Origin of the sequence: Carnobacterium maltaromaticum DSM 20342 (assembly GCF_000744945.1) — a bacterium.
Lineage (GTDB): Bacteria > Bacillota > Bacilli > Lactobacillales > Carnobacteriaceae > Carnobacterium > Carnobacterium maltaromaticum.
Window position 1 is genome coordinate 2,508,783 of sequence record NZ_JQMX01000001.1, and the last position, 12,213, is coordinate 2,520,995.

14 protein-coding genes and 1 pseudogene are annotated in these 12,213 nt (G+C 34.3%); 9 read left to right on the forward strand and 6 right to left on the reverse strand.

From position 1 onward, the window contains the following. Positions 1-33: 33 nt before the first annotated feature. From rlmB to BR77_RS11620, 3 genes are read left to right on the forward strand one after another with little or no spacing between them, the layout of a single operon-like run. Positions 34-792: a 23S rRNA (guanosine(2251)-2'-O)-methyltransferase RlmB gene (gene rlmB, locus BR77_RS11610; protein ID WP_016356678.1), complete on the forward strand. Its 759-nt coding sequence runs from the start codon at positions 34-36 to the stop codon at positions 790-792. 38 nt (positions 793-830) lie between these two features. Then, complete coding sequence (locus BR77_RS11615; protein WP_010051992.1) at positions 831-1,373, forward strand: NYN domain-containing protein; 543 nt, start codon at positions 831-833, stop codon at positions 1,371-1,373. A 60-nt stretch (positions 1,374-1,433) separates the two neighbouring features. Beyond that, on the forward strand, positions 1,434-2,015 hold the full coding sequence (locus tag BR77_RS11620) for an ECF-type sigma factor (protein ID WP_015077800.1): 582 nt from the start codon (positions 1,434-1,436) through the stop codon (positions 2,013-2,015). Between the two features lie 302 nt (positions 2,016-2,317). On the opposite strand, the gene BR77_RS11625 is transcribed toward BR77_RS11620, so the two are convergent. The 6 genes and pseudogenes from BR77_RS11625 to BR77_RS11650 form a co-directional block, all read right to left on the reverse strand. After that, entirely contained in the window at positions 2,318-2,584 is a 267-nt protein-coding gene (locus BR77_RS11625) for a sakacin-A immunity factor (protein WP_015077799.1), read from the reverse strand. A gap of 14 nt (positions 2,585-2,598) precedes the next feature. Beyond that, positions 2,599-2,784 (reverse strand): class II bacteriocin, encoded by a 186-nt coding sequence (locus BR77_RS11630; protein ID WP_010051997.1) that lies wholly within the window; start codon positions 2,782-2,784, stop codon positions 2,599-2,601. Positions 2,785-3,169: 385 nt separating this feature from the next. Continuing rightward, positions 3,170-4,150, reverse strand: a complete 981-nt coding sequence (locus BR77_RS11635; protein WP_015077798.1) for a polyprenyl synthetase family protein — start codon at positions 4,148-4,150, stop codon at positions 3,170-3,172. After that, positions 4,147-4,704, reverse strand: a complete 558-nt coding sequence (locus BR77_RS11640) for a Gx transporter family protein (RefSeq protein WP_010052001.1) — start codon at positions 4,702-4,704, stop codon at positions 4,147-4,149. Before BR77_RS11640 ends, BR77_RS11635 begins: the two co-directional genes overlap by 4 nt. A 50-nt stretch (positions 4,705-4,754) precedes the next feature. Further along, positions 4,755-5,237 carry a NusG domain II-containing protein gene (locus tag BR77_RS11645; protein ID WP_010052002.1) on the reverse strand — a complete coding sequence of 161 codons (483 nt, stop codon included), beginning with the start codon at positions 5,235-5,237 and terminating at the stop codon, positions 4,755-4,757. A gap of 208 nt (positions 5,238-5,445) precedes the next feature. Continuing rightward, positions 5,446-7,307, reverse strand: a pseudogene (locus tag BR77_RS11650) (FAD-dependent oxidoreductase). 354 nt (positions 7,308-7,661) lie between these two features. On the opposite strand from BR77_RS11650, the gene pplA reads away from it, so the two are divergent. The 6 genes from pplA (at position 7,662) to nusG (ending at position 12,182) form a co-directional block, all read left to right on the forward strand. After that, entirely contained in the window at positions 7,662-8,600 is a 939-nt protein-coding gene (pplA, locus tag BR77_RS11655) for an extracellular electron transfer flavoprotein PplA (RefSeq protein WP_010052004.1), read from the forward strand. A 243-nt stretch (positions 8,601-8,843) separates the two neighbouring features. Next, complete coding sequence (locus tag BR77_RS11660; protein WP_016356677.1) at positions 8,844-9,953, forward strand: FAD:protein FMN transferase; 1,110 nt, start codon at positions 8,844-8,846, stop codon at positions 9,951-9,953. Positions 9,954-10,088: 135 nt separating this feature from the next. Continuing rightward, on the forward strand, positions 10,089-11,030 hold the full coding sequence (gene menA, locus BR77_RS11665) for a 1,4-dihydroxy-2-naphthoate polyprenyltransferase (RefSeq protein WP_015077794.1): 942 nt from the start codon (positions 10,089-10,091) through the stop codon (positions 11,028-11,030). A gap of 119 nt (positions 11,031-11,149) precedes the next feature. Beyond that, a complete protein-coding gene (rpmG, locus tag BR77_RS18730; RefSeq protein WP_010052011.1) occupies positions 11,150-11,302 on the forward strand; it encodes a 50S ribosomal protein L33 in 153 nt (50 codons plus the stop codon). A 27-nt stretch (positions 11,303-11,329) separates the two neighbouring features. Beyond that, a complete protein-coding gene (secE, locus tag BR77_RS11670) occupies positions 11,330-11,503 on the forward strand; it encodes a preprotein translocase subunit SecE (RefSeq protein ID WP_010052013.1) in 174 nt (57 codons plus the stop codon). Positions 11,504-11,633: 130 nt separating this feature from the next. After that, positions 11,634-12,182 (forward strand): transcription termination/antitermination protein NusG, encoded by a 549-nt coding sequence (gene nusG, locus BR77_RS11675; RefSeq protein WP_010052014.1) that lies wholly within the window; start codon positions 11,634-11,636, stop codon positions 12,180-12,182. Positions 12,183-12,213: the final 31 nt, after the last annotated feature.

A 12,213-nucleotide genomic window follows, 5' to 3' on the forward strand; every position in this document is an offset into this window, starting at 1 on the left:
GAAAACCGCGGTCGGAAAGAAATTGAACAAGTCATGGACCAATCTGAAATAGAAGAGGATCGTGATTTAGTTGCTGGTAGAATTCCGGCAATTGAAGTCTTAAAATCAGAACGCGATATCAATAAAATCTTTTTACAAGAAGGTTTAAGTGGTTCTAAAATATCTGAGATTCTAGGTTTAGCTAAAAAAAGAAATATCCAAGTTCAAATGGTACCAAAATCTAAACTAGATACGCTAGTAGACGGTATGAATCACCAAGGAATTGTTGTTGCCGCAGCGGCATTTCAATATGCCGAATTAGATGATTTATTTGCAGCGGCAGCTTTGAAAAAAGAAGATCCCTTCTTTATTATCTTAGATGGTCTAGAAGATCCTCATAATTTAGGATCAATCATGCGAACAGCTGATGCTAGCGGAGCCCATGGGATTATCATCCCTAAACGACGTGCTGTTGGTTTAACTGCAACGGTTGCTAAAGCTTCAACAGGTGCAATTGAACATGTACCAGTTGTCCGTGTTACAAATTTAGTTCAAACAATTAACGAGCTAAAAGACCGAGGCGTTTGGTTATATGGAACGGATATGAAAGGTCAAGATTATCGCCAATGGGATACGAAATTACCAATTGCTGTTGTTATGGGAAATGAAGGCAAAGGAATTTCTAGATTGGTCAAAGAACAAATGGATGGCATGGTCACAATACCAATGGTTGGACATGTTCAAAGTTTAAATGCGAGTGTCGCAGCAAGTTTATTGATGTATGAAGTTTACCGTGGTCGTAATGCGCTATAACTAAAAAATAGTAAGAGGGAAGAGGTGAATCAAATACTATGAAAAAAGATCTTTTAATCATCGATGGATATAATATGATTGGTGCCTGGCCAGAATTGGTTAAACTGAAAGACCAAGATCAAATGGAAGATGCTAGGGACAGTCTGTTGCATCAGTTATCAAATTATCAGCGTTATGAGGGAATTGAAATTTGGGTAGTATTTGATGCACAACTCGTTCCTGGTATTCAAAAGTCCTATCAAAGATATACAGTCACAGTTATCTTTACCAAAGAAGGAGAAACTGCGGATAGTTTTATTGAACGGATAGTATCAGAGAAAAACAATCGATTAACCCAAGTAACAGTAGCAACTAGCGATTTAGCCGAACAGTGGCTTGTCTTCTCTAGGGGAGCACTGCGTAAATCTGCAAATGAGCTCTACAAAGATTTGAAAGAATCGAATAAAAGCATCAAAATGGAAACTGAAAAATTCCATTCCCAAACGATTAGACGTAATTCACCATGGGATTTGGAGCAATTAGTAGATTTAGAGCAGCTGTTAAGTCAACTTTCTGAAAAAAAAGACAATGGAAATTTATAACTTTTAAATTTTATTGTTTATTTAAAAGAGTATGTAAGCGTTATACAAAGGAGTGTTGGGATGACAAATGAAGAAAAAAAGAAAGTATCAGATGCGGAATTAATTAAGGGAATTAAGGGTGGCGATACTGAATTTTTCGAACAATTATTTCAGCGTTATCGATTTTTAACCTTAAAAATTTCTAGAAAATATAATGTCATTGATTATGATCAGGATGATATCATGCAAGAAGCTCGCATTTTATTTTTTCAAGTGATTCATGAACATCAAGTTGAAAAAGGCATGAGTTTTGGAAACTTGTATAAAATGAAATTGCAGCAATTTTATTTTAATTTAATTCGGCGTCAAAATGCAATAAAGCGTAAAGGCAATAAATTTTTAGGGTCACTAGATGAAGTTCGTGAGACGAGCTCCAGTGAAAATTACTTATATGCACCTCAAAAAGATGCGACACCTGAGGCACTTTTATTGGCTCGAGAAGGTGAACATCGATATTATCAATTACTTAGTCTATATGAAAAACAAGTCCTTTTAGCACATACAAAAGGCTATGAAATCGAAGAAATTGCAACTTATTATGATAAGAGTATTCAATCAGTTAAAAACGCTCTTAGTCGATGCCGAACAAAATTTAATGACTAAATCTGGTGACAGAACTTTCCAATTCGAATTAATCTAGTAATGTGATAAAAACTAAAAAAGCTAAGCTAATCAATCGATTTGCTTAGCTTTTCTTGATATAATACTTAAATTATTTAGAAATGTTGAAATCTTGGAAAACAGATAAATAGTTAGATATCAATAGGATTTTTGCATAAAGTATTTCTATAAATAGCCATCGAACATCTTTAAGTAAAGTTATAGTGTGATGACTATAAAAATAAGGAATGCTGATTTACCATTATTCCTTATTTTTTAGGATTTTAACTCATCTGGAACTAAAGTTAAAACCCTGACCAAGCTTTAGGTGTTTGAACTAATGCTAACAGTTTTACAAGATCGTCAGGAACCCGAAAGTTATGTTGAATAGAGTACATACTAATAGCTGGCTGTAATTCTTTTTTATAATCGTAAAATAGTTCTCCATTAATTGATGTTTCTTGTATTCTCATAAGAAGTAAAGAAAGTTTTTTATCATTCTTAACATCCGTATTATTAAGTGCGCTTTTAACTAAAGCATAGATTTTATTTATTTTTTCATCTTTTATCATAACTAGATACCTCTTTAATGTCCCATTCCTGCTAAACTAGAAGCCCATCCACCGATAACTATTCCAGTAATAGCTTGTTTGTTTTCTGCCTTGTTTACCCAACATTTCTCTTTGTTACAATAAACACCATTGCCATAAGAGATAGCTCCACCATTAATTTGTTGCATTTCTTTTTTATTTAGTTCTTTAACGCTTTTCATTTACATACACTCCTTATAAAGTATTTAGTAACAAGTTTACTGTAACATAAATCATTAACTCGTGGATAAAATCATCCTGAACCATGGATAAACGTATCTCGAACGAAGCTAAGACCTTTTTTAATTTCCATAGAAGTTGATAAACTTAAATAAACAAAAGCTCGTGAATAACAAACATATAAAAATAATAAATGAGTTTGTTTTTTAAAAGGACATAGCGATGAATGACTAAAAACAAATATAAATCATTCTATTTCAAACCCCAATTTCTTCTTAAAGATGCTTCATTGATTTCCTGTTTTTCAAAAATGTCGGATTTCGGTTGGGATCCCCAAAAGTTAAAAAGAGAGAATAAGCTACGAAATATGTAGCTTATTCTCTCCTTTTAATCATAACGAGTTAGTAAAGAACGAGTTAATTGAATAATAATAGCTTTTTCAGGAGTTTCAGGTAATTTAGTTAATTCTTTTAAAGCTTTGGTGGTATATTTTTCTGCTAACTCTTGTGCAGCGGCCAAGCCACCTAAATCAAGAACTAATTGATGAACGATTTGGGTATCGTCATTTGTCATTTGATCTTTTTTATCTAAATACGGTTTAAATTTTTCAGGATATTTGCGAAGAGCGAATATTAAAGGTGCACTATAAACGCCTTGCCGAACATCTTCTAAAACAGGTTTTCCAAATGTATTTGCGTCTTGAGAATAATCAAGAATATCGTCCATAATTTGAAATGCCATTCCAATATGATTCCCAATATGGTAGCATGAACGCGCAAATTTTTCAGATGTGCCACTTTCTAAAGCACCAGAATAACAGCTAAGAGCGAATAACTGCGCTGTTTTACCTGAAATTTGAGTCAAATATTGGCGTATTGTGATTTTTTGATTATAACGTAGATGCATTTGATCTAGCTCACCCATTAAGATTCGTTCCATGCCACGAGTGTCAATTTGAATACTTTCAAGAGAACTTGAATAACGAGCTAATAATTTAAAACAAACGGTAAATAAGTAATCACCAGCGTAAACAGCGACATCCTTACTGTATTTTGCTTGAATGGTTGGCGTTCCTCGGCGCATAGGCGAATCATCAACAATATCGTCGTGGATTAAGGTTGCCATGTGTAAGATTTCTAAAGCAGCAGCAACAGCACGAGCTTTTTCAGCATCTTGATCCGGTCCGAAACGTGAAAACAATAAAGAATAGGCAGGTCGTAAAAGCTTTCCGCCAGAATGGATTAAAGCCAAGATTGTAGCTTCGATTTCTTTATTGCGAATTTTAATATTTTTTTCGATGAGTTCAACGGTTTTTTCCAGCTCCATCTGCAGTTCTGGATAAGTGTCCCACATAGGATGAATCTTCATTTGTGTTCTCCTTTCGTTTGTTGGTCAAAACGACCGTAGACAGCACGAAAGTTTCGTAAAGTCTCAACATGTTCTAATAAGTAATTTGCAGCAATTCCAATAGCCACACCTGCTAAAATCCCCATAAAGGATAGCACTGGTAAATAAAGCATGACAGTCCACGTTTGAGCAATCCAACTGGCGACAGCCAATTGACCAATATTGTGAAGAATACCGCCTGTAGCGCTAATCCCAATAATACTGACCCGTTTTGGTCCTAATTGTTTAACAATCAACATCCCAAAGTAGCTTAGTAACGCACCTGCGCAACTATATAAGAAAGTTGACAAGGTCCCACCTAGTAAGGTTGTTAACAATAGGCGCATCCAAACAACTGTAAAACTATCTTTAAAGGGTAAGGTGAAGATAGCGATAATAGTAATTAAATTGGCCAAACCTAATTTAGCACCAGGTGCAAAAGCAAAGGGGAAAGGAATGCTTCGTTCGATTAAACCAATCACAACCCCCTGGGCTGCCAATAAAGCTATATAAACTAATTTTTGATTTTTGGTCATAGAAGGTCTGTCCTTTACGTGTAATTTATCAAGTTAAAATAGAAGTCTAGTTACTTATTTGCTAAGAGGGTATCGAGTCCACCAAAGGAAACCATTCCGCCATCGTTAATTCCATCAGTAGAACGAACTTCGACAATTAATTTGTGAGGCAAACACAAAATTGTTTCGCCAGGTTTTGAAATGGCTCCGAAACTTCGTACACAAACTAAATCATTACAATCAGCATCAATCATCCGAATGGTTTCATCTTTGATTTCTAATAAATTGAAATCACCATCTTCATCTTCGTAACGATAAGTATCGGTACCGGTATGTCCAGTTAATACAATTTGTTTAACTTCTTTGCCATCTGCTGAAATATGTGCAATCAATTGTCGTTCCCCACTTGGAGAATCTGTCTCAGCTGTAGCTTGGTTCAGGTAAAAAAGACCTAAGGGTAGAAAAGAGCCGATGGTCAGGACTAAAATAATAATAATATCCCAACGACGTATCATTTTAAAATAAGGAATTAGTGCTTTAAACTTTGTTTTCATTTATATATCACTCCTATAGTAATGGCTATTTTAAAGGGGAAGCTGTTATTAAATGCATATAGCTAAGTATAAGAAAGATGGGGCTATTTAGCAATAGTTTCCCATTGGAATTAGGCGATAACTCTTCAAATATGTAAGATATTGATTTTATTAAAAAAAAGAATGGTTAAGGCAGTCAAGTAACTGCCTTAACCATTAATTAAATGATTTATTTATCACCGTATAGAGATTTAGGTGTACCATACCACCATTTTCCGGCAACTTTTTGTACCCAAGGGATAACATAGTAATCTAAACCAAAGGCACGTCCAGAACCATTCATTAATGCTAATGCGGCAAAGATAAACCAAATATTTACCCAGTAGAACATTCCTGATAAAGCAAAACTTACAACTAAAGCAATTGTTGCAGCGTTAGCTAACCAAGTGAATAAACCAGCGATAATTGCAAGTGCAATTAATAATTCAATAATTGTCATAGCTTTTTGGAAGAACAAAGCAACATCAGCTGTTGGCAACATTTTTTCCATCAACCATTCAAACCATTTAGGTGCTTTATCGAAGACCATCATAGGTTCTTCGCCATAAGCATAACTAAATCCAAAGATAGGTTTTGCAACTTCTTTAACTTGTTCAACTGCTTCAGAAGCACCAGAAGTAGTTTCTGCTTGTAACCAAGCAAATGGAAGTTTTACAGAATCTGTAAACCAAGATTCTCCGCCGAACCAGCCGAAGGTTTTCTTACCAGCTTCAAGGAGCCACATGCTACCATAGAAGATACGAAGTGGAACACTCCATAATACGTTACCGTAACGTGACAAGTGACCACGGAAAATATTACGATTGTCTTTAATGTGGAAGAATTCATGCATAATGTATTGGAATGCATAATATCCAGAACGAATATCAAAGAAATATTTCAAGTTAACAATATGTTTCATTAAGATAGCTAAGAAACCACTTAAGTGAATTTTATTGAATAGGCAAGCAACACCGTAACGCGAACCGATAGAAACCATGAAACCTTGGTAGTTTCCTTTATAAGCGTGTTTTTCAGTTCCCTCAATATCTGCAATTAAGTTAGCAGCAGCAGTGTGTGCTGTACATTCAGCAGCTTGAACGATTTGAGGAGTTGGTGTATTTTCAAACTCTTCAAAGTAAACTAAATCGCCAATCACATAAACGTTTTCTAAATCTTTAGCTTCCATATATTGGTTTGCTACAAGACGTCCAGCACGAGCAGCTTCCATACCGAATTCAGCAGTATCAGAATTTGCTTTAACACCAGCAGTCCAAATTAATGTACTTGTTGGAATTGTTTCGCCAGATTTTAAAACGATATGATCTTCTTTAACTTCAACAATTGGTGCATCCGTTAATATTTTAATGCCTTTTTTAGTCATATAACGTTCTGCTTTACCAGCGTCGTTACGATCTAACATATTTAAGATTGTTGGAGCAGCTTCAACAACAATTAAAGAAATTTCGTCAGCAGAAATTTTATTGTCTTTTGCTAAGCGGTCTTTCCATTCCAATAATTCACCAACCATTTCAATCCCAGTAAAACCAGAACCACAAACAGTAAATGTTAGCATTGCTTTACGTTTAGCGGCATCACGAACTTTAGCTGCTTTAGCAACCGTTTCTTCAATGTGCCCACGTAATTTCATTGCATCTTCCCATGACCATAAAGTAAATCCGAATTCTTTAACGCCAGGAGTACCAAAATCATTTGGTTCGCCACCCATACCTAAAACAAGGTAATCGTAGCTATAGCTACCGTGTTCTGTGGTAACTGTTTTAGTATCATGATCCACATTTGTTACATTATCTGTCACTAAATTAACATTTTTCAAACGACAGAATAATCTTTGTAAATCATATTGAACTGCGGTAGGCTCAACACGAGCGCCTGCAATTTCGTGTAGTTCAGTCATCATTGTGTGATAAGAATGACGATCAATTAAAGTAATTGTAACGTCCTTATTTTTTTGTATTTCTTTGCTAGTTTTTTAGTTGCTGCAACTCCAGCATAACCAGCGCCGATAACAACAATATTCTTTCCAGTCATTTTTTTCTCTCCTTTTCCAATAAATATAATATGATAAAATAAGTGCAACTATAAGATTTATAGTTAAAAGGTTCACAACCTTATTGATTATACAAGAAATGAAGCGAAAAGTCTATCCATAACCAAGTGTTTTGTTGAAAAATGAGAATTATTTAATAACAACTGAATCAGAAAATATACACTTCTCATTTTCTCATGATTTTCTTACTTTAAAATTTGTGAAAAAGATAGACAAATCGAAATAAAATGGTTATTATATACTTAGATGTTCAACTTATCTTTGTGAATTTATTTACAAACGTGGAGTGGATATGAGCTGGACAGACTAAAAAAGGATAAGGTGGGAATTTTATTATGAAATTCAAAAAAGCGATGTCAGTTGCATCATTAGTATTTGCTTCAACAGTTGTGTTGGCAGCATGTGGTGGTAACGAAGATAAAAAAGATAGTTCTTCAGAAAGTAGTGCAGCATCAAGCGAAGTAGCTAAAGATAGCTCTTCAAAAGAAGAAACTAAAGAAATGAAACAAGTTGCAGGTGGCGAACTTAAAGATGGTACTTACAAACTTGTAGAAAAAGATTACGACGATAAAGGTTGGAAAGTTGAATTTGCAATGACTGTTAAAGATGGCAAAATCACAGAATCTGACTATAACTATATAAATGAAAAAGGCGATAAAAAGTCTGACGATAAAGAATACCAAAAAGCAATGGAAGCTAAAACAAAAACTGGTCCAGCAATGTTTATCCCTGAGTTAAATGAAGCTTTAGTCGCAGCACAAAATGCAGCGGACGTTGAAGTTGTTTCAGGAGCTACACATTCATCAGAAGCATTTAGAAATTATGCACAACAATTAGTTCAAGCAGCACAAGCTGGCAACCAAGAAACAATTGAAATTGCGAATACAGCTGATTTACAAGATGGTACGTATTCATTAGCAACTAAAAATGCATCAAATGGTTGGACTGAAACATTTGAAATGACTGTTGAAGGTGGAAAGATTACTAAATCTAACTACGATGGAACAAACGATAAAGGTGAAATCAAATCAGAAAATAAAGAATACCAAGAAATGATGAAGAAAACTGCCGGCGTTGGTCCAGCTGACTTCTTCCCAACATTAAACAAAGCATTAGTTGAAAAACAAGATGCTGGTGCTGTTGAAGTTGTTTCAGGAGCTACACATTCATCAGAAGCCTTCAAATTATGGGCTGCTCAATTAATCAATGCTGCTCAAAAAGGCGATACTGCTAAAATTGAAGTAGACAATATTGTAATGGAAGAAGTTAAATAATTTATTTAACGGAACTGAAAAACAATTAGAAATGAGGCTGGGGTGGAAATCCCGAGCCTCTTTCTTTATTGATTTCATAAATGTTAGAACAGGACATTTTTCTCCACACCTTTACTTGTAAAATAAATTCGCGGGCACTATAATAAATAAAGATAAAATTTAGTCTGATCTTTCGTGAATTCTTCTTCTCGATTTACAATAAACTATTAATTATTTCAGTTTTGATACAAAGGAGCTAAACAGATGAAAGTAGCAAATAAGAAAAAAATAACAGTGGGATTGATTTTTTTACTCGCTTTTGTGGCAGTAGGTTGTAGCAATGGCACTGATGGAAAAGAAACTTCTAAAAAAGATTCAACAACAAACACAATTAAAGAACCTTATTCTGATACACAATTCTTAATGGGAACAGTTGTTAAGGTCAGTATTTATAATGAAGGCAAAGAAGCAGTTTTAGAAAAAGCCTTTGATCGGATTAAAGAACTAGCAGCTAAAATTACTGTGAATGAAAAAGGTTCGGAAATTGATGCTATTAATGATAATGCAGGCGTGAAACCAGTGGAAGTTACTGATGATATGTACTATCTTCTAAAGGAAGCTCAACATTACAGTAAAACTTCTGAAGGTGGATTTGACATGGCAATTGGTGCAGTGACTGATCTATGGCGGATTGGATTTCCTGATGCCCGTAAACCTAGCCAAGCAGAAATTGATGCTGTGTTGCCCCTAGTAGACTACCATAAGGTAATTTTTGATGATGAAAAACAAACGGTTTACTTAAGTGAAAAAGGTATGCAATTAGATTTAGGAGCAATTGCCAAAGGATATATTACGGATGAAGTGGCAATTGTGTTAAAAGATAATGATGTCGATACAGCTATTATTGATTTAGGTGGGAATATATTCGTAATGGGAACGAGCCCACGACGTGAGGGTGCGGACTGGAATGTTGGAATCCAAGACCCAAATCAAACTCGTGGTACTACTATCGGAAGTATTCCTGAAAGCAATCGTTCAATTGTGACCTCAGGTATTTATGAGCGTTTTTATGAAGACCCAGATACGGGTATTAAATACGATCATCTAATGAATGGGAAAACAGGTTATCCATTTGATAATGATATTGCAGGTGTGACGATTGTATCTGATAAGTCAATTGCTGGAGATGGTCTATCTACTGCAGTCTTTTCAAAAGGTGTGAAAGGTGGACTTGAATTTATTGATGATATAGACGGGGTTGAAGCAATTTTTGTTACGAAAGAAAACAAAGTGTATATTTCAAAAGGCTTGAAAGATACCTTTAAACTGACTTCCAAAGATTATACTCTTGAAAAAAATGAAACGTTGAAATAAAGTCGGTTCTTATGAGCCAGCTCCTCGGAAAAAAGATAAATTCCCAAAAAAGTAAAGATCTACTTTTTTTGGAATTTCCTATTTTTCTTCCGGAGTTACCCGGCTCAACAAACTTTTTATTAAGGAGAGGAACACATGTCGATTAAAACCTTTCTTAAATTGGTTGAAATACAAACGAAATTAGCCAGTTTGTTTCCTTTCTTACTGGGAGCCTTATTTGCGGCTTTATATTTTAAAGAATTTAACTTAGGCAATACACTTTTATTTTTCGCAGCAATGTTAATTTTTGACATGACGACAACTGCAATCAATAATTTTATGGATTTTTTGAAAGCAAAAGATGAGGGTTATAAAGATCAAGTCAATATTATTGGGCAAGAAAAAATACCAGAAAAATTAGTCCGTGCTATAATTTTGACAATGCTAGTTATTGCAGCGGCTTTAGGACTATGGTTAGTTTTTAGAACAGATATTTTAGTGTTGTTTATGGGCGGAGCCTGTTTCTTTATTGGTATTTTTTATACGTATGGACCGGTGCCGATTTCACGAATGCCTGTTGGGGAACTATTTTCAGGTGTCACAATGGGATTTGGAATATTTTTTATTGCTGTCTATGTCAATTTATCTTCAGGCACTTTGTTAAATTTACAGTTTCTTCCAAATTATCAATTTGCTTTAGTTGGAAATTATTTACAGATTTTAGTGATTTTATTGGTTTCAATTCCTTCAATCTTTACTATAGCTAATATTATGTTGGCGAATAATCTATGTGATTTAGATGAAGATATTGTCAACCACCGCTATACATTAGTTTTTTATATCGGACGTAAAAGAGGAGTTCAACTATTTAATGTATTGATTTATTTATCATACGTGGCAGTTGTTCTGGCGGTTGTACTAAAGATATATCATCCAATTATGCTTGCAGTTTTACTAACACTATTTCCAGTTTCAAAAAACTTATCTATTTTTAATCAAAAACAAGTCAAAACAGAAACGTTTGTACTATCAATTAAGAATTTAATTTTAATTAACGGTGCTTTGGTTTGCTTAATGCTGATTAGTTTGCTATTTTAAATAACAAGTTTATAAAAGAATACTCATATTTAATGGAAATACAATTTGACAGGGAAACAAAGGGATGTTAAATTAAATAAGATGATAATCGTCTGCACAAAAGAAAGTACGGTGAAAAGATGAGTAGTAAAAAAACAGCATTAGCATGTTCAGTTTGTGGATCAAGAAACTATGCCAAAAAAGTAAATGAAGGCAATCGCACTGAACGTTTAGAGATAAAGAAATTTTGTAAATATTGTAACCAACATACATTACATCGTGAAACGAAATAAGAAATACAAAGAAAGAAGGGAAACAAGATGGGCAAATTCTTTAGTGGCGTTAAAAGCGAAATGAAACAAGTAACTTGGCCAACAGGTAAAGAGTTAAGAAAATATACTATGACCGTTTTTGGAACAGTATTTTTCTTTGTAATCTTCTTTATGATTGTTGATTTCGGGATTACGTCTCTTTTAGGTTTATTTATTAAATAATTTAATGATTTTTAATTGGCGAATTATGACCAATAATGGTATACTAAGATGTAAATCAAACGCAATAGAAACCTTCTTTTTAGGAATGAAGGTTTTTTTGTATTCAAAATAAAAATTAGGAGTGTTAAGCGTGGAACAGATCGAGAGCGAAAAACAATGGTATGTATTACACACATATTCTGGCTATGAAAATAAAGTAAAGCAAAATATTGAATCACGTTCAAATAGTATGGGAATGGAAGATTACATTTTTCGTGTAGTTGTTCCTGAAGAAGAAGAAACTGAAACAAAAAATGGTAAAGAAAAAGTAAATATGAAAAAAACATTCCCTGGATATGTTTTAGTTGAAATGATTATGGCAGATGATTCTTGGTATGTTGTACGTAATACACCTGGTGTAACCGGGTTTGTTGGCTCTCATGGCGCTGGAAGCAAGCCTGCTCCTTTGTTAAATGAAGAGATTGAAGTTATTTTACGTCGTTTAGGAATCAGTACTCGTCATCAAGAAATCGACTTCGAAGTTGGCGATACAGTTACGATTATTGAAGGTGCATTTAGCGGTTTAACTGGTAAAATCACTGAGATTGATAATGAACGTGCGAAGCTTAAAGTAAATGTAGAAATGTTTGGTCGCGAAACAAGTACAGAGCTTGATTTCGAACAAATCGACACATTATAGAATAAAACTATAAAATAAAAGAGATTGTGGG

Coding starts and splice junctions, on each gene's coding strand:
- BR77_RS11630 (WP_010051997.1), bottom strand. CDS start 2,784: ATGAAAAGCGTTAAAGAACTAAATAAAAAAGAAATGCAACAAATTAAT.
- pplA (WP_010052004.1), top strand. CDS start 7,662: ATGAAATTCAAAAAAGCGATGTCAGTTGCATCATTAGTATTTGCTTCA.
- secE (WP_010052013.1), top strand. CDS start 11,330: ATGGGCAAATTCTTTAGTGGCGTTAAAAGCGAAATGAAACAAGTAACT.
- menA (WP_015077794.1), top strand. CDS start 10,089: ATGTCGATTAAAACCTTTCTTAAATTGGTTGAAATACAAACGAAATTA.
- BR77_RS11615 (WP_010051992.1), top strand. CDS start 831: ATGAAAAAAGATCTTTTAATCATCGATGGATATAATATGATTGGTGCC.
- BR77_RS11645 (WP_010052002.1), bottom strand. CDS start 5,237: ATGAAAACAAAGTTTAAAGCACTAATTCCTTATTTTAAAATGATACGT.
- BR77_RS11660 (WP_016356677.1), top strand. CDS start 8,844: ATGAAAGTAGCAAATAAGAAAAAAATAACAGTGGGATTGATTTTTTTA.
- rlmB (WP_016356678.1), top strand. CDS start 34: ATGGACCAATCTGAAATAGAAGAGGATCGTGATTTAGTTGCTGGTAGA.
- rpmG (WP_010052011.1), top strand. CDS start 11,150: ATGAGTAGTAAAAAAACAGCATTAGCATGTTCAGTTTGTGGATCAAGA.
- BR77_RS11625 (WP_015077799.1), bottom strand. CDS start 2,584: ATGATAAAAGATGAAAAAATAAATAAAATCTATGCTTTAGTTAAAAGC.
- BR77_RS11620 (WP_015077800.1), top strand. CDS start 1,434: ATGACAAATGAAGAAAAAAAGAAAGTATCAGATGCGGAATTAATTAAG.
- BR77_RS11635 (WP_015077798.1), bottom strand. CDS start 4,150: ATGAAGATTCATCCTATGTGGGACACTTATCCAGAACTGCAGATGGAG.
- BR77_RS11640 (WP_010052001.1), bottom strand. CDS start 4,704: ATGACCAAAAATCAAAAATTAGTTTATATAGCTTTATTGGCAGCCCAG.